Source organism: Pseudomonas sp. PDM04 (genome assembly GCF_014851765.1).
Lineage (GTDB): Bacteria > Pseudomonadota > Gammaproteobacteria > Pseudomonadales > Pseudomonadaceae > Aquipseudomonas.
Map to the genome: position 1 here is coordinate 748,539 of NZ_JACVAI010000004.1, position 18,717 is coordinate 767,255.

21 protein-coding genes are annotated in these 18,717 nt (G+C 60.2%); 7 read left to right on the plus strand and 14 right to left on the minus strand.

Going from position 1 to position 18,717, the window contains the following annotated elements; translation table 11 throughout:
- Positions 1 to 27: 27 nt before the first annotated feature.
- Positions 28 to 1,029 (plus strand): LLM class flavin-dependent oxidoreductase, encoded by a 1,002-nt coding sequence (locus IB249_RS19535; protein WP_192307342.1) that lies wholly within the window; start codon positions 28 to 30, stop codon positions 1,027 to 1,029.
- A 120-nt stretch (positions 1,030 to 1,149) separates the two neighbouring features.
- Here IB249_RS19535 and IB249_RS19540 read toward each other — a convergent pair whose 3' ends face one another.
- Positions 1,150 to 1,374, minus strand: a complete 225-nt coding sequence (locus IB249_RS19540; RefSeq protein WP_192307343.1) for a DUF1161 domain-containing protein — start codon at positions 1,372 to 1,374, stop codon at positions 1,150 to 1,152.
- A gap of 122 nt (positions 1,375 to 1,496) precedes the next feature.
- Positions 1,497 to 1,712: a dodecin gene (locus IB249_RS19545; protein ID WP_010465710.1), complete on the minus strand. Its 216-nt coding sequence runs from the start codon at positions 1,710 to 1,712 to the stop codon at positions 1,497 to 1,499.
- 156 nt (positions 1,713 to 1,868) lie between these two features.
- Between IB249_RS19545 and IB249_RS19550 the strand changes: the two genes are divergently transcribed.
- On the plus strand, positions 1,869 to 2,192 hold the full coding sequence (locus tag IB249_RS19550) for a DUF883 family protein (RefSeq protein WP_192307344.1): 324 nt from the start codon (positions 1,869 to 1,871) through the stop codon (positions 2,190 to 2,192).
- Here IB249_RS19550 and IB249_RS19555 read toward each other — a convergent pair.
- Complete coding sequence (locus IB249_RS19555) at positions 2,189 to 3,082, minus strand: LysR family transcriptional regulator (RefSeq protein ID WP_192307345.1); 894 nt, start codon at positions 3,080 to 3,082, stop codon at positions 2,189 to 2,191. The genes IB249_RS19550 and IB249_RS19555 overlap by 4 nt on opposite strands.
- Positions 3,083 to 3,205: 123 nt before the next feature.
- On the opposite strand from IB249_RS19555, the gene trpB reads away from it, so the two are divergent.
- From trpB to IB249_RS19570, 3 genes are all read left to right on the plus strand, one after another.
- Complete coding sequence (trpB, locus tag IB249_RS19560) at positions 3,206 to 4,426, plus strand: tryptophan synthase subunit beta (protein WP_192307346.1); 1,221 nt, start codon at positions 3,206 to 3,208, stop codon at positions 4,424 to 4,426.
- A complete protein-coding gene (gene trpA / locus IB249_RS19565) occupies positions 4,426 to 5,238 on the plus strand; it encodes a tryptophan synthase subunit alpha (RefSeq protein ID WP_192307347.1) in 813 nt (270 codons plus the stop codon). The genes trpB and trpA overlap by 1 nt, the downstream gene beginning before the upstream one ends.
- A gap of 121 nt (positions 5,239 to 5,359) precedes the next feature.
- Positions 5,360 to 5,803, plus strand: a complete 444-nt coding sequence (locus IB249_RS19570) for an anti-virulence regulator CigR family protein (RefSeq protein WP_192307348.1) — start codon at positions 5,360 to 5,362, stop codon at positions 5,801 to 5,803.
- Between the two features lie 53 nt (positions 5,804 to 5,856).
- Here IB249_RS19570 and IB249_RS19575 read toward each other — a convergent pair whose 3' ends face one another.
- From IB249_RS19575 to IB249_RS19625, 11 genes are all read right to left on the minus strand, one after another.
- Positions 5,857 to 7,818 (minus strand): DUF4105 domain-containing protein, encoded by a 1,962-nt coding sequence (locus IB249_RS19575; RefSeq protein ID WP_192307349.1) that lies wholly within the window; start codon positions 7,816 to 7,818, stop codon positions 5,857 to 5,859.
- A complete protein-coding gene (locus IB249_RS19580) occupies positions 7,815 to 8,135 on the minus strand; it encodes a DUF2388 domain-containing protein (protein ID WP_192307350.1) in 321 nt (106 codons plus the stop codon). Before IB249_RS19580 ends, IB249_RS19575 begins: the two co-directional genes overlap by 4 nt.
- Before the next feature lie 27 nt (positions 8,136 to 8,162).
- Entirely contained in the window at positions 8,163 to 8,465 is a 303-nt protein-coding gene (locus tag IB249_RS19585) for a DUF2388 domain-containing protein (RefSeq protein WP_192307351.1), read from the minus strand.
- 105 nt (positions 8,466 to 8,570) lie between these two features.
- Positions 8,571 to 8,888 carry a DUF2388 domain-containing protein gene (locus IB249_RS19590; protein WP_017335802.1) on the minus strand — a complete coding sequence of 106 codons (318 nt, stop codon included), beginning with the start codon at positions 8,886 to 8,888 and terminating at the stop codon, positions 8,571 to 8,573.
- 134 nt (positions 8,889 to 9,022) lie between these two features.
- Positions 9,023 to 9,232 (minus strand): DUF1127 domain-containing protein, encoded by a 210-nt coding sequence (locus IB249_RS19595; protein WP_192307352.1) that lies wholly within the window; start codon positions 9,230 to 9,232, stop codon positions 9,023 to 9,025.
- 256 nt (positions 9,233 to 9,488) lie between these two features.
- Positions 9,489 to 9,704 (minus strand): DUF1127 domain-containing protein, encoded by a 216-nt coding sequence (locus tag IB249_RS19600; protein WP_192307353.1) that lies wholly within the window; start codon positions 9,702 to 9,704, stop codon positions 9,489 to 9,491.
- A 319-nt stretch (positions 9,705 to 10,023) separates the two neighbouring features.
- Positions 10,024 to 11,517 (minus strand): acetyl-CoA hydrolase/transferase family protein, encoded by a 1,494-nt coding sequence (locus tag IB249_RS19605; protein WP_192307354.1) that lies wholly within the window; start codon positions 11,515 to 11,517, stop codon positions 10,024 to 10,026.
- Positions 11,518 to 11,697: 180 nt separating this feature from the next.
- Entirely contained in the window at positions 11,698 to 13,131 is a 1,434-nt protein-coding gene (locus tag IB249_RS19610) for an NAD(P)(+) transhydrogenase (Re/Si-specific) subunit beta (protein WP_192307355.1), read from the minus strand.
- Positions 13,131 to 13,454, minus strand: coding sequence for an NAD(P) transhydrogenase subunit alpha (locus IB249_RS19615; RefSeq protein WP_192307356.1), 324 nt, complete (start codon positions 13,452 to 13,454; stop codon positions 13,131 to 13,133). The genes IB249_RS19610 and IB249_RS19615 overlap by 1 nt, the downstream gene beginning before the upstream one ends.
- 15 nt (positions 13,455 to 13,469) lie before the next feature.
- Complete coding sequence (locus tag IB249_RS19620) at positions 13,470 to 14,591, minus strand: Re/Si-specific NAD(P)(+) transhydrogenase subunit alpha (protein ID WP_192307357.1); 1,122 nt, start codon at positions 14,589 to 14,591, stop codon at positions 13,470 to 13,472.
- A gap of 433 nt (positions 14,592 to 15,024) precedes the next feature.
- Complete coding sequence (locus IB249_RS19625; protein ID WP_192307358.1) at positions 15,025 to 15,924, minus strand: LysR family transcriptional regulator; 900 nt, start codon at positions 15,922 to 15,924, stop codon at positions 15,025 to 15,027.
- 157 nt (positions 15,925 to 16,081) lie between these two features.
- Here IB249_RS19625 and IB249_RS19630 point away from each other — a divergent pair, with 157 nt between their 5' ends.
- Positions 16,082 to 17,263: an acyl-CoA dehydrogenase gene (locus tag IB249_RS19630; RefSeq protein WP_192307359.1), complete on the plus strand. Its 1,182-nt coding sequence runs from the start codon at positions 16,082 to 16,084 to the stop codon at positions 17,261 to 17,263.
- A gap of 12 nt (positions 17,264 to 17,275) precedes the next feature.
- Positions 17,276 to 18,496, plus strand: a complete 1,221-nt coding sequence (locus IB249_RS19635; protein WP_192307360.1) for a CaiB/BaiF CoA transferase family protein — start codon at positions 17,276 to 17,278, stop codon at positions 18,494 to 18,496.
- The last annotated feature ends 221 nt before the right edge of the window (positions 18,497 to 18,717 follow it).

An 18,717-nucleotide genomic window follows, 5' to 3' on the forward strand; every position in this document is an offset into this window, starting at 1 on the left:
CCTGCGCCCCCTTGGAGAAGCAGGCTTATGAAACGACTGTCCGACATCAAGTTTTCGACCCTGGATCTGGTGCCCGTGCGCGAAAACGGCAGCGCGGCCCAATCGCTGCGCAACTCCCTGGACCTGGCGCAGCATGCCGAAAAATTCGGCTACACCCGATTCTGGGTCGCCGAGCACCACAACATGGACGGTATCGCCAGCTCGGCGACCTCGGTGTTGCTGGGCTACCTGGCCGGCGGTACATCGACCATTCGGGTGGGTTCTGGCGGCGTGATGCTGCCCAATCACGCGCCATTGGTGATCGCCGAACAGTTCGGTACCCTCGAGAGCCTCTACCCGGGCCGCATCGATCTGGGCCTGGGGCGCGCACCCGGTTCCGATCAGATGACCGCCCGTGCCCTGCGCCGCGAGCGCTCGGGCAGCGCCGATGATTTTCCGCAAGATGTCGCCGAACTGGTGCGCTACCTCGGCCCGCGCACCCCGGATCAACGCGTCATCGCGATGCCCGGCACCGGTACCCAGGTTCCGGTCTGGTTACTGGGATCGAGTCTGTTCAGCGCACAACTGGCGGGGGAGCGCGGTTTGCCCTACGCCTTCGCATCCCATTTCGCTCCGCGCTTCATGCATGAGGCGATTCGCGTCTATCGCAACCACTTCAAGCCTTCAGCGGTACTGGATAAACCTTACGTGATGTTGGGCGTTCCGCTGGTGGCGGCTGACACCGATGAACAAGCCGAATACATGGCGACATCGGTCTATCAGCGCATTCTCGCGTTGATGCGTGGTCAGAGCCTGGTGCAGCGCCCACCGGTGAAAACCATGGACGGGCTGTGGCTGCCCCATGAGAAAGAGGCGGTCGGGGATTTCCTCGGACTGGCGATGGTTGGCAGCCCGCAGAAAATTCGCGCCAAACTGGAAGTCCTGATCGAACAGACCCAGGCCGATGAGCTGATTTTCACTTGCGACCTGTATGAACACGCCGATCGGGTGCATTCCTACGAGTTGCTGGCGCAGGTCATGAAGGGTTAATCACCCCTGTGGGAGCGAGCCTGCTCGCGATAGCGCCGTGTCAGCCAACCTATGCTTTGACTGATTCGACGTCATCGCGAGCAGGCTCGCTCCCACATGGAGTGTGCGGCGTTGAAGCAATCATCCGCGCTTGTAGACAATTTCCTTGGTGCCGCTCTCACAGGTCCCGACAACTTTCCCGTCGGCCGCAGTGCCTTTATCGACAATTTCCAGTGAGTAGTTCGACGCGCCTTTGGCATCGATCTTGGCGGCAATTTCCGCTTTCAGCTCTTCGCATGGTTTGCCGTCAGCCCAGGCGGCGCCTGCAAGGCTCAACAATCCCACTGCCAACATAAACTTCTTCATCGGTCGCACTCCCTGGTCGGATCAAAGGGAGCATCCAGCCATCGGCCGGATGCACACATATAGCGCTTTGCCATTCCCTATGGCACTCGGCCAGCGCGCAAGTTCAGAAGACTCGCAAAAACTCAGCTGCTGGCAATCCGGAATCCCACTTTGAGCGTCACCTGGAAGTGTGCGGCCTTGCCGTCCTTGATGTGACCTCGAGTCTCGGTCACCTCAAACCACTCCAGGTGCTTGATGCTTTTATTGGCCTCGGCCAGCGCATTGTTGATGGCATCTTCGATGCTGCTGGTGGATGAGCCGACAAGCTCGACTTTCTTGTAGGTGTGATGGTCTGTCATGGGCGTTCTCCTTGGGTGTGAAATACAGACTAGCAGTGATTTTCGTATTACTTCTGGCGGCCATTCCCACGAAGAAGTTCAGATTTACTGCACTTTCTCGAACCTGCGAAGTCCCAAGCAACACACGCCACTCATCACCAATGCAGGAGAGCCACCATGGCCAACACCTCTTTACGTAAAGCCTCGTTGCAAAGCATGGAAGCCGAGATCGAGAGTCTGCTGAAGTCTTTGGAAAACCTCAAAGATGACGCCTCGGACGAGTCGCGTAAAACGCTCAAGGCCTTGAAAGCCAATGCAGAAAGCGCGCTGAAGCATTCGCGTCACCTGCTCAGCGATGCCTATGAAGAAGTCAAAGTCAAAACCCGCGAAACCGGGATCGCCACTCGGGATTATGCCCAGGAGCACCCTTGGACCACCGCCGGTGTGGCGGTCGGGGCATTGGGCCTGCTGGCGGCTTACCTGCTGTGCAAGCGCGACTAATCCGTCTGGCGCAGCTCGGTTTTCAGCCACTGCGCCAGTTGCCTGGCGCGCCCGTCCGCGGCGCGCTTGGGTAGCCACAACGCCAGTTGCGCCGGGGTTTCGCTGAACCCCCACGGCGCAACCAGGCGACCGGCCTTCAAGTCCTCGATCACCAACGGCTGCGGGGCAATCGCCACGCCAAGCCCGGCCACGGCGGCCTCCAGCAAGTAGTACAAATGCTCGAAACCCTGTCCGTACTTCAGCGCATTCGCGTCGAGGCCGTTTTGTTGCGCCCAACTGGGCCAGGCTTGCGGGCGCGAGGTGGTGTGCAGCAGCGGCTCGTTCAGCAGGGCATTGGCTGGTGCCGTTTCCAGGCTTTCATACCCGCCAAACCGTGGGCTCATGACCGGACCGATGCGTTCGCTGGCGAGCTCATAGACCTGCATGTCGGCGGGCCATGGCGGCTCCGCGAACACCAGCAAGGCGTCCAGACCGGGGCGACGGGGGTCCAGATCACCTTCGCCGGCGGACAAATGCAGGCGCAGGTCCGGCAGGTCGGCATTCAACCGCCCCAGGCGTGGAATGAACCAGCGCGCCAGCAAGCTGCCCGAGCATCCGAGCACGAACGGCGCGTCGGCGGTGCTTTGGGTCAGCTCGGCACAGACCGTGCGCAAGCGTTCGAAGGCTTCGCCGCTGGCGTCCCGCAGCCGAACCCCGGCATCTGTGAGTTTAAGGCCGCGGCCATCCTTGATGAACAGGCTTACGCCAAGGTGCTCCTCAAGGACTTTCAACTGCCGGCTGACCGCTCCATGGGTCACGTGCAGCTGTTCGGCGGCCTGACTGACGCTGTTCAGGCGGGCAGTGGCTTCGAAGGCACGCAGGGCGTTGAGCGGGGGAAGGTCGTGGCTCATGGGATCTGTGAGTTTTCCTGACAGGTTGCGGCGATCTTATCGGTTTTCAGCCGGGGGCGTCAGGGGTAGAGTGAAGCCACTTTCTGCAAAAGCACCACCTCACGCATTCAACCGGAGCGACCCATGACCCAGACTAATCTGCGCAACGGCCCCGACATCAACGGCCTGTTTGGCGCGTTCGGTGGCCGCTACGTCGCCGAAACCCTGATGCCGTTGATCCTCGATCTGGCCCGTGAATATGAAGCGGCCAAGGAAGATCCGGCGTTCAACAAGGAATTGGCCTACTTTCAGCGCGATTATGTCGGACGCCCGAGCCCGCTGTATTTCGCCGAGCGCCTGACCGAGGCCTGCGGCGGCGCAAAGATTTATCTCAAGCGTGAGGAGCTGAACCACACCGGCGCGCACAAGATCAACAATTGCATCGGCCAGATCCTGCTGGCGCGACGCATGGGCAAGAAACGCATCATCGCCGAGACCGGTGCCGGCATGCACGGCGTTGCGACCGCCACCGTGGCTGCGCGATTCGGTCTGGAGTGCGTGATTTACATGGGCACCACCGACATCGAGCGCCAGCAGGCCAACGTGTTTCGCATGAAACTGCTGGGCGCTACCGTCATCCCCGTGGTCGCCGGCACCGGCACCCTGAAAGACGCGATGAACGAAGCCTTGCGTGACTGGGTGACCAATGTCGACAGCACGTTCTACCTGATCGGCACGGTCGCAGGACCGCACCCTTACCCGGCGATGGTCCGTGACTTCCAGGCCGTCATCGGCAAGGAAACCCGCGACCAGTTGCAAGCCCAGGAAGGCCGCCTTCCGGACAGCCTGGTGGCGTGCATCGGCGGCGGGTCCAACGCCATGGGTCTGTTCCATCCGTTCCTCGACGACAAAAGTGTCGAGATCATTGGTGTCGAAGCGGCCGGTCACGGCATCGAAACCGGCAAGCACGCGGCCAGCCTGAACGGCGGCGTTCCGGGTGTGCTGCACGGCAACCGCACTTTCCTGCTGCAGGACGATGACGGCCAGATCATTGACGCCCACTCGATTTCCGCCGGCCTCGACTATCCGGGCATCGGTCCGGAGCACGCCTGGTTGCACGACATTGGCCGCGTTCAATACACCTCGGTGACCGACGACGAAGCCCTCGATGCGTTTCACAAATGCTGCCGCCTGGAAGGGATTATTCCTGCACTGGAAAGCGCCCATGCCCTGGCCGAAGTGTTCAAGCGCGCACCGACCCTGCCCAAAGATCACCTGATGGTGGTGAACCTGTCCGGCCGTGGCGACAAAGACATGCAAACCGTGATGCACCACATGGAACAATCCCAGCAGGAGAAACACTGATGAGCCGCCTGCAAACGCGTTTTGCCGAACTCAAGCAACAGAACCGCGCCGCGTTGGTGACCTTCGTCACCGCAGGTGATCCGAGCTACGACACCTCGTTGGCGATCCTCAAAGGCTTGCCGGCGGCGGGCGCCGACGTGATCGAGCTGGGCATGCCGTTCACCGATCCGATGGCCGATGGCCCGGCCATCCAGTTGGCGAATATTCGTGCGCTGGGCGCGAAACAGAACCTGGTGAAAACCCTGCAAATGGTTCGTGAATTCCGCCAGGGCAACAGCGAAACGCCGCTGGTGCTGATGGGCTACTTCAACCCGATCCACATGTACGGCGTACCGCGTTTCATTGCCGATGCGAAAGAGGCTGGCGTGGATGGCCTGATCGTGGTCGACCTGCCGCCCGAGCATAACGGCGAGCTGTGCGACCCGGCTCAGGCTGCGGGCCTGGACTTCATCCGTCTGACCACGCCAACCACTGACGATGCCCGCCTGCCGACCGTGCTGAACGGCAGCTCCGGCTTCGTCTACTACGTGTCTGTCGCCGGGGTGACCGGTGCTGGCGCGGCGACGCTGGAGCACGTCGAAGAAGCGGTAGTTCGCCTGCGTCGCCACACCGATCTGCCGATCAGCATCGGCTTCGGTATCCGTACACCGGAGCAGGCGGCGTCCATCGCACGTCTGGCCGACGGTGTGGTGGTGGGGTCGGCGCTGATCGATCATATCGCCAATGCGACCACCCCGGATCAGGCCATCGACGGTGTGCTCAGCCTGTGCGCAGCGCTGGCCGATGGCGTACGTAAGGCCCGGGTCAGCTGAAGGTAAAGTTCCTGATACAGAGGAATTAGAGCCTCGCAGCGCAGACTAAACAGCAAGACCGAGGGCTTCAGGACTACGTTCTGAAGCCCTTTTTGCTGTATGCGCAGTGAGGAAAGACCTGATGAAAATGCCGAAACGTCTGATAGCCAGCCTTGGCGTACTGCTGCTTGGCGCCGCGCCGTTGCTGCACGCCAACGCCGACCCGCGCGACGATCATGACTATGGCGGTCAGCAACAAGGCCATTACGACAATCGCGGCGATGACCATCGCGGTCCGCAGGACAATCGCCGTGGCGGCCCGCCACCCCGCGATTTCGGCCCGGTGCGCCAGACGATCCGCGATAACCATGGCTATTTCGTGCGCGGCGCACCGCCGCCTCCAGGCCTTCACCTGGAGCGTGGCCGGCCGCTGCCGCCTGGTTACTATGGCGAACGCCTGGACAATCGCGCACTGAGTCGGCTGCCGTATTACAGCGGGTACGAGTGGCGCCGTGCTGGCAGCGACATTGTGCTGATCGCGGTGGGCAGCGGCATCGTCTATGAAATTCTCGAAGGGGTGCTGTGAGTTAAACGGACCGGCAGGCCCAAGGCTTCGCGGTGTTCAGCCGCGAAGCCTTTTCATGGCAATTCCAATCCGCCCGAGGCTTTGTGCAGCTTGCGCAAATGCTCGCCCACCTGCTTCAGGTTGGCTTCGTTGGCGGCCATCTCGGCGGCACGGCCGGGTTCGAGCAGCGCCCTGACTTCCTTGTCCAGATCACCGGTCAGCAGTTGCAGCTGTTTCTGCCGCAGACTGCTTTCCGACTCCAGGCGCTGCCATTCGTTGGGTTGTGGCAGGCCATAGCCGCCGGTGCCCAGCAGCTCGGCCGGACGGCTGAGGAAGCCGCTGTTGGCGAGAATCTGCTGCAAGGTTGCGTTGGCCTTGTCCATGCCGCCGTTTTTCAATTCCCGAGCGCCGAGGTAGCGTTGTTTCACTTCGTCCTGGGCCAGTACCAGTTGCTGGCGGAAGGCGGCCTGTTCCAGCAACAGCAGGGCCGCGCTGGTGCGCAGGTCGGCTTGTTCGATCCACGGGCGGCGCTCTTCAGCCTTCAGGGACAGCCAGTCCTCGACCTTGTCCTGTTTGATCGGCAGGTGCTTTTTCAGCACCTCGAACATGGCCTGATAGCGGTCGCGGAATGAGTCGAAGCGGTAGCCCAGGCGCAGGGCTTCGCGGGGATCGTCGAGTACGCTGGTGTCGGCCAGCCCGCGACCCTTGAGCACTTCCAGCAAACCGTTGGGCATGATGTTGTCGAGCCCGACCAGCTTGGCGTTGTTGCTGCCGCTGCGCAGCAACTTCAGGCCTTCCACTGCACAGTTGTTGGACAGGAAGAAATAGTTGCCGTCGTAGCTCCAGTGCATCTCCGCAGCGTGCTCCACCACGCCTTCGATCTCCTCGCGCGACAGGTTCAGCGGCACCGAGGCGAGGCTGCGCAGTTCGGTCTTGGTGTATTCGTCGATCACCTGGGCCAGCGGCAGGACGAACAGGCGCGACGGGTATTTGCCGACCAGGCCATCCCAGCTCGAGAGCTGCACATCACCGACGAAGGCGCGGTAGGACAGCACCAGGTGCTGGTCCAGATCCAGTCGGCAGTCCGGGCCGCGTGGCCGGCCAGGAGCGCAGATCACCAGGCGCAACATGCTGTGGCCCCAACGGCTGACCCAGTTCTGGTTGGCTTCGGCCAGCAGGTAGTCGACGGCATACACCCGCTCCGGATCGACCTGGCCCAAGGGCTGCTTGGCGAAGTCATTGCCGGCATTGAGGAAGGCGAAGGATTGGCTGCAGGCGTTCTTGGCGGCCGGTGCCCAGCCGAAATACTCCTTGTAGTAGCGGTACAGCGAAGGACGGCGACAGGCATAGCTCGGGTCGAGCAGGAAATACTCCATGTTGACCGCAACGAACTCTTTCGGGCTGCTCGTCTCGTAGATGTCCGGGCTGCGGGCCACCTGGCGGTTGTGCTGTTCGCGCTCGCCGCGACGGCCGACGTATTGCGGCCAGCCGGCGAGGTCGAGCAGGCGCGGGTCGTCGCTGAGGGTAAAGCGCCGGTCGGATTGACCCCGGCATTCATCCGGAATGCCGATCAACCCGGAGCTGTTGCTGCGTCGGGTACAGCGCTGGATCAGTGTGCGTTCGGAGGCGGACCATAGACGCGAGCGGTCATAAATGTGGGTGAGTTCGTGCAGCACCGTGGCCAGCATCTCGCGGCGCACGGTGCCGTGGGGACGGTAGGTTTTCTTGCTGGCGGCGCTGCCATCGGTAAGGCCGGCGAGCAGATTGCGATTGAGGTCCAGCTCGGACACCAGCGATGCCTGGCCGTAGGCGTTGCCCGGCATGTCATCGGTCCAGCCAACGTCGATGCGCCGGTCGAGTTGCTCGATGAAACGCGGCGGCAACGCCTGCATCGCTTCATCGAGCAGTGCCTGGCTGGCCTGTTGTTGGGCGGGGCTCAGGCCTTCGGTCTTGAGCCGCAATTGCAGGCCGGCCTGGGCCGTATTGCCAAGCAGCAACACGACCCCGGCCAGCAGCCAGGCACCGAACCGCCTCACAGTGCGAGGATGGCTTCGGCAAGTGCCTGGTCACTGGCGTCCCGGGCTTCCGGTACGCGGGTGCGCAATACATTGATGGCCGCTTCCAGGTGCGCGCCGCGGATTTCACCTTCGCTGGCGACGAAGCTCGCTGCATCGTCATGGGCTTCACGAACGATTTTCGAATCGCGAATGGACGTGGTGGTATCGGACGTGAAATCGAGGGAGCGCCGGGTGGCGTTGATCAGGATGTTACTGGTGGCAACCAGGGTGTGCGCCTGGGTGACGTCAGCCAATAACAGCAGGCCGAGGGTGGCGATAATCAGCGGGCTACGCATGGAACGACTCCGGAAGAACAAGGATATCTATTGGACGAGAATAGCCTGTGCCAGTTCAAGGTCGCTTGCATGAAGTTTTGGCTGGGTCCGGTGCAGATAATTCAGGGCGGACTCCAGCTGTGCTCCGCGCAATTGGCCGTCACTGGCAATGAATGACGCGGCGTCATCCCGGGCAGCCAGCAGCTTACGGTCGAAGGGGGCGGAGGTCACCATGCTTGTGGCGTAACCCGAAGCGACGACACCTTGAGTGGTCAGGTCAAAGGCCTGGACCGAACCCATCCAACAGGCGAAAAAAACCGGTGTGAACAGCAGGTATTTAGGAAAGCTCATGGGACTCGACAGTTGAAAAAGAGTCCCAAGGCTAGCGTAACGCCCGGCCTAGAGCCAGTGCCGGGGCGCAGGGACAGCTTGCGAGTGTCCCGTGTCGGCGGCGATTCAGATCGTCAGGATCGCTTGAGCCAGCTGCGCGTCGGTCGCGTTGAGGCCAGGTGCCTGATGGCGAATGTGGTCGAGTGCGCTTTCCAGCTTCACGCCCCGGATGGCGCCTTCGCTGGCGACAAAACTGGCGGCATCGTCACGGGCGGCACGGACGATCTTGTCATCGCGAAAGGACGAGGTGACATCGGAAGTCGCGTCGGAGGTGGCCTTGAGGGCACCGACGACGGCGTCGGTGGTCACGATGAAGCTGGTGGCGTGGGAATTGGCAGCCACGGCAAGCAGGGCTGCAGCACTGAGCAGGCGGAGACGGGACATGGTGTAACTCCTATGGGTGAACGGATTGAGAGGTGGCGCAGTATCTGTCGAGTCAGACGCCTGTCACGCAATCATCGCCACGTTCTGACGTGATATTAGGCCTGCCAGTGCCGGTTCGCACAGTACCGTCTGTGTCAGCGCCAGAACGGTTTATCCAATTCCTCGAAGCGATCTGAATGGCTGATGCCCATATCGGAGAGCTGTCGGTCGTCGAGCTGGGCCAGCAAGCGGCGGGTTCTCGCCCTCTCGAAGCCGTCCGCGAGCCCCCTGAGCAGCCTTCGGAAACAGGTGAGTCGAACATTCGGGCAGGGTGTGTCGGCAGTAACATCCAGTAAGTTGCTCATGGGCAGTCCCTTTTTACGGTGAATCGGGACCCTATGGTGCGTCCGGGGGATGCCCTGGGACAGACACACGTACATTGAATTGTACTGGTTCAGTTTCTATAAAATTTAAACTGTACCTGTTATGCGCTTGCCCTTTTGTTTTCAGGTTTCAACGCTCGGAAACGACAAGACCCGTCGTGGTTTCCCACGACGGGTCTTGTTTGTTCAATTCGGGTGCTGGCGGGTGATCCTGCGGATCAGAGCCAGCGACGCTAAATTAGCGCCAGAACGGCTTGGCCAGTTCTTCGTAGCGTTGTGCTTCGCTGATCCCGGCATCGGCCAGCAGACGCGAATCCAGGCGAGCCAGTTGATGGCGGCTGGAGATGCGGCGCTGCCACAGCATCAGGTTGGCGATAACGCGAAGAGGCAGGGAAGCCTGGGTTTTTGCAGCAGTATCTTCGAAGAACAGCTCGGAACTGAGTGTACGTTCCATGGTAGACATCCTTCCGCTTGTGGCGGGATTAGGTAGTGGTTTAACTGATGCCAATGATCCTCTCGTTTGGCCAGTCTCTCTAGATACAGTTCACCTGTATTGTGAGAGACCAGTTAACTGTTTAAGAGTGGTGTACTGGTCTAAATTGAGGCAACTGTACCTATGCGCACTTGATTGGTGCGTTTTTGGTCATTTTGGCAGTTGTGGTAAGCAAATGCGGTAGGAAAACACCGGTACAGCAGTACAGTTTTTTTCAGGTTGGGGCGTGGCAATAGGCAGCTGACGAAACTGTGTTTGCGTCAGCTGCTATCTGTACCCATCACTGGGCGAGCATTCGCCCGGTTTCTTCCAGGTTGATGTGCCAGCTAAGGGCATCGCGCAGGATATGCGGGGTGTGGCCGCCCAGGGCGCACGCGGCGGTAAAGTAGTCGTTCAGCGCCTGGCGGTAATCCGGGTGCACGCAGTTGTCGATGACCGCGCGAGCCCGTTCCCGTGGCGCCAGGCCGCGCAAGTCTGCCAGGCCGATCTCGGTCACCAGGATGTCGACATCGTGTTCGGTGTGATCGACATGGCTGACCATCGGTACCACGCTGGAGATCGCGCCACCCTTGGCGATGGATTTGGTCACGAAGATCGCCAGGTGCGCGTTGCGCGCGAAATCACCCGAACCGCCAATGCCGTTCATCATCCGCGTCCCGCAGACGTGAGTGGAGTTGACGTTGCCGTACAGGTCGAACTCCAGCGCGGTGTTGATGCCGATGATGCCGAGCCGGCGCACCACTTCCGGGTGGTTGGAGATTTCTTGCGGACGCAGGACCAGTTTGTCCTTGTAGCGCTCCAGGTTGCCGAACACATCGCTGTTGCGACGGCTCGACAGGGTGATCGAACTGCCTGAGGCAAAACTCAGCTTGCCGGCGTCGATCAGGTCGAAGGTCGAGTCCTGCAGTACTTCGGAGTACATGGTCAGGTCTTCGAACGGCGAGTCGATCAGGCCGCACATGACCGCGTTGGCGATGTTGCCGATGCCCGCCTGCAACGGGCCGAGCTTGTTGCTCATGCGTCCGGCGGCGACTTCCTGCTTCAGGAAGCCGATCAGGTGGTCGGCAATCGCCTGGGTATCGGCGTCGGGTGGCGTGACCGTCGACGGCGAATCCGCCTGATGGGTGATGACAATGGCGACGATCTTTTCCGGCGGAATCGGGATGGCGGTGCTGCCAATGCGATCATCGACCTTCACCAGCGGGATCGGTGTGCGAGTCGGGCGGTAGGTCGGGATGTAGATGTCGTGCAAACCTTCGAGGTTCGGGTTATGCGCCATGTTGATCTCAACGATCACGTGTTTGGCGAAAATCGCGAAGCTGGCCGAGTTACCCACGGAAGTGGTGGGCACGATGTGGCCCTGCTCGGTGATCGCGACGGCCTCGATCACCGCGATGTCCGGCAGCTTCAACTGCTGATTGCGCAATTGCTCGACGGTTTCCGATAGGTGTTGATCGATGAACATCACTTCGCCAGCGTTGATCGCCTTGCGCAGCGTGCTATCCACCTGAAACGGCATGCGTCGCGAAAGAACGCCGGCTTCGGTGAGTTGTTTATCGAGGTCGTTGCCCAGGCTCGCGCCGGTCATCAGGGTGATTTTCAGAGGAGAAACTTTGGCGCGCTCGGCCAGTGCATGAGGCACGGCCTTGGCTTCGCCGGCTCGAGTGAAACCACTCATGCCGACGGTCATGCCGTCCTCAATCAGAGCGGCAGCGTCATCTGCGCTCATTACCTTTTCCAACAACGAAGGCAAGCGAATACGTTCACGGTACATGGATTGTTATCTCGGGCAACGGAAGCAAGGTGTGCAGTCTAGTGATTTGAAAAAAAATCCTCGCGCTACCATGGTCGAATGCATACCCCTGATTTAGAGCCTTTTGTCGGGTTTCGACGGGTAATAAAAAACCCCAGCCTACTAAAGGCTGAGGTTTTGGGTATTGCGTTGGAGCAAGTTTTAGTCCACGGCTTTGACCATGTCCTCGATGACTTTCTTGGCGTCGCCGAACACCATCATGGTTTTGTCGAGGTAGAACAGTTCGTTGTCCAGACCGGCATAGCCGCTGGCCATCGAGCGTTTGTTGACGATGATGGTCTTGGCCTTGAACGCTTCGAGAATCGGCATGCCGGCAATCGGCGATTTCGGATCGTTCTTCGCGGCGGGGTTGACCACGTCGTTGGCGCCAAGTACCAGTACCACGTCGGCCTGGCCGAACTCGGAGTTGATGTCTTCCATCTCGAACACCTGGTCGTAAGGCACTTCTGCCTCGGCGAGCAATACGTTCATGTGGCCGGGCATCCGGCCGGCGACCGGGTGGATCGCATACTTCACAGTGACGCCGTGATGAGTCAGCTTCTCGGTCAGCTCTTTCAACGCGTGTTGTGCCCGAGCCACCGCCAAACCGTAGCCTGGAACGATGATCACGGTGTCGGCGTTGGTCAGCAGGAAAGTCGCGTCGTCAGCCGAACCGGATTTGACCGGGCGCTCTTCCTTGGCGCCGGCAGGGCCTGCGTCGGCTGTATTGCCGAAGCCTCCGAGCAGCACATTGAAGAAGGAGCGGTTCATCGCCTTGCACATGATGTACGAGAGGATCGCACCGCTCGAGCCCACCAGCGAGCCGGCGATGATCAGCATCGAGTTGTTCAGCGAGAAGCCGATACCCGCCGCCGCCCAGCCGGAATAGCTGTTGAGCATTGACACCACCACCGGCATGTCGGCGCCGCCAATCGGGATGATGATCAGCACGCCCATGACGAAGGCCAGGATCAGCATCAACGCGAAGGCCGCGAGGTTGCCGGTCAGCATGAAGGTGACGCCCAGTGCCAGCGTGGCCAGGCCCAGCAGCAGGTTCAGCTTGTGCTGGCCGCTGAACTGTACGGGTGCACCCTGGAACAGGCGGAACTTGTACTTGCCCGAGAGTTTGCCGAAGGCGATCACCGAACCGGAGAAGGTGATTGCGCCGATGGCTGCGCCGAGGAACAGCTCCAGGCGGTTACCTGCCGGAATCGAATCGCCCAACTGTTTGACGATACCCAGTGATTGCGGCTCGACGACCGCAGCGATGGCAATGAACACCGCCGCCAGGCCGATCATGCTGTGCATGAAGGCGACCAGTTCAGGCATCTTGGTCATTTCAACGCGCTTGGCCATGATCGAGCCAGCGGTGCCGCCGATCAGCAGGCCGACGATGACGTAGCCGATGCCTGCGGTGGCGAGCTCAGCACCGAGCTTATAGATGAGGCCCACGGTGGTGAGGATCGCCAAGGCCATGCCAAGCATGCCGAACAGGTTGCCGCGACGCGACGTGGTCGGGTGCGACAGGCCCTTCAAGGCCTGGATGAAGCAGATGGACGCGATCAGGTAGAGCGTCGTTACCAGGTTCATGCTCATTACTTCGGCGCCTCTTCTTTTGTGGCTTTCGGGGCTTTTTTCTTGAACATCTCAAGCATTCTGCGGGTGACCAGGAAGCCACCGAATACGTTCACCGCTGCCAGGGCCACTGCCAGGGTGCCCATTGTTTTGCCTAGTGGCGTCACGGTCAGCGCCGCGGCGAGCATGGCGCCAACGATCACGATCGCCGAAATTGCGTTGGTCACCGCCATCAAGGGCGTGTGCAGTGCAGGCGTAACGTTCCAGACCACGTGATAACCGACATAGATCGCCAGCACGAAGATGATCAGGTTGTAGATACCGGGGGAGATAAGCTCTTCCATCGTCTGAATCCCTGCTTAGGCGTTTTTGCGGATGACTTGGCCGTCGCGGCACATCAGGCACGCGGCGACGATGTCGTCTTCGAGGTTGATCTCGAACTGACCTTCCTTGTTGAAGACCAGTTTGAGGAAGTCCAGCAGGTTGCGGGCGTACAGGGCCGAAGCGTCTGCCGCGACTTCACCGGCCAGGTTGGTCGGGCCGCAAATGGTTACGCCATGCGCCACCACGACCTGATCGGCCACGGTCAGCGGGCAATTGCCCCCCTGAGCGGCGGCGAGGTCGATGACCACGGAGCCGGGCTTCATTTGCGCCACGGTTTCGGCACTCAACAGCGTCGGTGCCTTGCGGCCCGGAATCAGTGCGGTGGTGATGACGATGTCAGCCTGTTTGGCGCGTTCATGCACGGCCAGGGCCTGGCGCTGCATCCAGCTCGCCGGCATTGGGCGCGCGTAACCGCCGACACCGACGGCGCATTCACGCTCTTCATCGGTTTCGTAAGGCACGTCGACAAATTTGGCGCCGAGGGACTCGATCTGTTCCTTGACGGCCGGGCGCACGTCAGACGCTTCGATCACCGCGCCCAGGCGTTTCGCCGTCGCAATGGCCTGCAGGCCCGCAACGCCGGCACCGAGAATCAGTACGCGGGCCGCTTTCACGGTGCCTGCGGCTGTCATCAGCATCGGCATGAAGCGTGGGTAATGGTGAGCGGCCAGGAGTACGGCTTTATAACCCGCGATGTTGGCCTGGGAGGACAACACATCCAGGCTCTGGGCGCGGGAGGTCCGTGGCGCGGCTTCCAGTGCGAATGCGGTAATACCGCACTCTGCCAGCTTGGCGATGGTTTCATTGCTGAACGGGTTGAGCATGCCCACCACAACCGTGCCGCTCTTGATCAGGGCGAGTTCGCTGTCATTGGGGGCGACCACCTTGAGAATCAGCTCGGCACCCAACGCGTCACTGGCACTGCCAATGGTTGCGCCTGCCGCTTCATAGGCACTGTCGATAACGCTGGCTTTTACACCGGCGCCGCTTTGAACCGTGACCTTATGGCCCTGGCTGATCAGCTTCTTGATGGTTTCCGGGGTTGCAGCAACCCGTGTTTCACCCGTCTGGGTTTCGAGAGGAACACCAATGTGCACGTCAAATCTCCTGCGTGATCTTATTGAATTAACCCAGGCACTTCGGATGGTGCGGCTGGGGCGGCCGATCAGCACGATCCCGCCAATTCAAGGCGGGGCGCGGCATTTTGCAGGCGAACAATGTGCCCTTCAAGGGATTATGACGGGTGACGGAAAATTAACTACAAGTCACCCTGTGACCGAATGTCGCAACGGAACGGGTCAATCCCTTGTGGGCCTTGCCTCGTATGGATTCTGGCGCAATTTCAGGAATTTACTCATTGGTCAGGTGAATGAGCGAACATGGGTATCGGATAGCGGCTCAAAGCCACGTGTCATGGCGCTTGTGGGACGTTTGTACTGATTCCGATACAGTCTGCGGATATGCGACAAATAGTTATATCTGTAGGGCTTTGATTTTTCTGACTACGAAGTCAATTTAGTCTGAGTGCCTTTATTCTTCGAGGCTGTAGCTCTGTGCCTGGCTCACCAGCCAGTCGCGAAATGCCTTCAGGGACGCCGATTCGACCTTTCGATCAGGAATCATCAGGTAGTACGCCTTGATACTCGTCAGGGATTGCGTGTTGGCGATTACCAGGCGTTTCTCCGCCAGTTCGCGCTGAATCAGAAACGGCGGGATCAAGGCAATCCCCATGTCGTGCATGGCGGCCTGGGCCAGCATGGAGAATAGCTCGTAGCGGGGACCTGTCATGTCGCGCGGGACGTTCAGGTTTTGCGAGTTGAACCATTGGCGCCAGGCATAGGGCCGAGTGGTCTGCTGCAGCAGTGGCAGTTCGGCGATTTCGGCAAGGGTCAGGCTGGTCTTCCGGCCCATCAGGTTGGGGCTGCACACCGGCATGGGGTTTTCACCCATCAATCTGTGGGATTCGGTGCCCGACCAGTCCGCATCGCCGAAGTAGATCGCCGCATCGAATTCGGTATCCGCGAACAGGAAGGGGCGGGTTCGGTTAGTGAGGTTGACCGTTACTTCGGGATGCTTTTGCTGGAAGTCCTTGAGTCGGGGCAGCAGCCACTGGGTGCCGAAGGTCGGTACGACTGCCAGTTCGATCACGTTGGTGCCTTGCTGGCCCATCACCGACAGCGTGTCGCGCTCGACTGCGTCCAGTTGGGTAGCCACCCTGCGGCTGTAGGACAGTCCGGCCTCCGTCAGCTTTACCCCGCGCCGGGAGCGTCGAAACAGCTCCACGCCGAGGAACTCCTCAAGGCTGGCGATTTGTCGGCAAATGGCACCCTGAGTGAGGGAAAGCTCCTGCGCCGCTTTGGTAAAGCTCTCGTGGCGCGCAGCGGCTTCGAAGCTGATCAGGGCCGCTGTGCTGGGGATTTTTCTGCGCATGTACATCTACCTCACTAATTCATCACAAAATGACCGTTATGCGATGTTTCGGAGTGAGAAATTAACACAACAGCATGCAAAATCCTCGTTTGCGACGGCGACGAAGCAGGCCTAGGATCAGTCCACGTTATTTGACCCGATTCGAGAGGACATACTCATGGGCGGCAAAGTCAGCTTCAACTGGATTGATCCCCTGCTGCTGGATCAACAGCTCACCGAAGAAGAGCGCATGATTCGCGACACCGCCGAGCAGTTCGCTCAGCAGAAACTCGCACCGCGTGTTCTTGAAGCTTTCCGCCATGAAAAGACCGACCCGGCGATCTTCCGCGAGATGGGCGAAGTGGGCCTGCTGGGCGCAACCATTCCTGAGCAATATGGCGGTAGCGGTCTGAATTACGTCAGCTACGGTCTGATCGCCCGTGAAGTCGAGCGCGTCGACTCGGGTTACCGCTCGATGATGAGCGTGCAGTCTTCGTTGGTGATGGTGCCGATCAACGAGTTCGGCACTGAAGCGCAGAAGCAGAAGTACCTGCCGAAGCTGGCGACGGGCGAGTGGATCGGGTGTTTCGGTCTGACCGAGCCTAACCATGGTTCCGACCCGGGTGCGATGATTACCCGTGCGCGCAAGGTGGACGGCGGCTACAGCCTGACGGGCAGCAAGATGTGGATCACCAATAGTCCGATCGCCGACGTGTTCGTGGTCTGGGCCAAGGATGATGCCGGCGACATCCGTGGCTTCGTCCTGGAGAAAGGCTGGAAGGGCCTGAGTGCTCCGGCGATTCACGGCAAGGTGGGGCTGCGTGCATCCATCACCGGCGAAATCGTCATGGACAACGTATTCGTGCCGGAAGAGAACATCTTCCCCGACGTCCGTGGCTTGAAAGGTCCCTTCACTTGCCTCAACTCCGCACGCTACGGCATCTCCTGGGGGGCGCTGGGGGCTGCCGAGTTCTGCTGGCATACCGCTCGCCAGTACACGCTGGACCGTCAGCAGTTCGGTCGGCCATTGGCCGCTACTCAGTTGATCCAGAAGAAGCTGGCCGATATGCAGACCGAAATCACCATGGCACTCCAGGGTTGTCTGCGTCTGGGGCGCATGAAGGATGAAGGGACTGCGGCGGTGGAAATCACTTCGATGATGAAGCGCAACTCCTGCGGCAAGTCCCTGGACATTGCCCGCATGGCGCGTGACATGTTGGGTGGCAACGGCATCTCCGACGAATTCGGTGTGGCCCGGCACCTGGTCAACCTGGAAGTGGTGAATACCTATGAAGGTACGCACGACGTCCACGCACTGATCCTCGGTCGCGCGCAAACCGGCCTTCAGGCGTTCTATTGACAGGAGAACACCATGGGCGCGCTTTCGCATCTGCGGGTGCTGGATTTATCGCGAGTGCTGGCCGGGCCCTGGTCCGGGCAGATATTGGCGGACCTTGGCGCCGAAGTGATCAAGGTCGAGCGTCCGGGCAGCGGTGATGACACGCGCGCCTGGGGGCCTCCTTTCCTCAAGGATGCGTACGGTGAGAACACCAGCGAGGCTGCCTATTACCTGTCGGCCAATCGCAACAAGCAATCGGTGACCATCGACTTCACGCGTCCGGAAGGTCAGGCGCTGGTGCGCGAGCTGGCTTGCAGGTCAGACATCCTGATCGAGAATTTCAAGGTGGGTGGGCTGGCGGCTTATGGGCTGGACTATGCGTCGCTCAAGGCGATCAACCCGAAGCTGATCTATTGTTCGATCACCGGGTTTGGCCAGACCGGTCCTTATGCCAAGCGCGCCGGTTACGACTTCATGATCCAGGGGCTGGGCGGCCTGATGAGCCTTACAGGGCAGCCTGAAGGTGCGGAGGGTGCTGGACCGGTGAAGGTTGGCGTGGCGCTAACGGATATCCTGACCGGACTCTACTCGACCGTGGCGATTCTTGCGGCGCTTGCGCATCGGGATCAGGGTGGTGGCGGTCAGCACATCGATATGGCGTTGCTGGATGTCCAGGTGGCTTGCCTGGCAAACCAGGCAATGAATTATCTGGCGACGGGCAATGCACCCAAGCGTCTGGGGAATGCGCACCCGAATATTGTGCCCTACCAGGATTTTCCTACAGCGGATGGCGATTTCATCCTGACCGTGGGTAACGACGGGCAATTCCGAAAATTTGCAGAAGTGGCCGGGCAGCCGCAATGGGCCGATGACACGCGTTTTGCCACCAATACGCAGCGAGTGGCGAACCGGGCGGTACTGATTCCCTTGATTCGCCAGGCTACGGTCTTCAAGACCACGGCTGAGTGGGTGGCGCAACTGGAGCGGGCGGGTGTGCCGTGTGGGCCGATCAACGACCTGGCCCAGGTCTTTGCCGATCCCCAGGTGAAGGCGCGTGGGCTGGCGATCGAGTTGCCTCATGCGTTGGCTGGAAAGGTGCCGCAGGTGGCGAGCCCGATTCGTCTGTCCGAAACGCCCGTGGAGTATCGCCACGCGCCACCGTTGCTGGGTGAGCACACGCTTGAGGTGCTGCAGCGGGTGTTGGGGATGGACGCGCAGGCGGTTGCAGCCTTCAAGGAAGCCGGGGTTCTTTAAGCGTGCCTTCTATATAGGAAGTGGCCTTTCTATATAGAAGAGCAGGCTGCTTTCTGCCTTTCTGCAAGTTATTGATAGAAATGTAAAAAAACATGTTGACGGCAGATTCTGGACGTCTATAATTCGCCCCACTTCCGGCGCAGTCGAAACGGAAAACTCCTTGGTAAACAAAGAGTTACGCAGTTTTCGGCAGCGAGTTGCTTCAGGTCATCGAAGCCTGG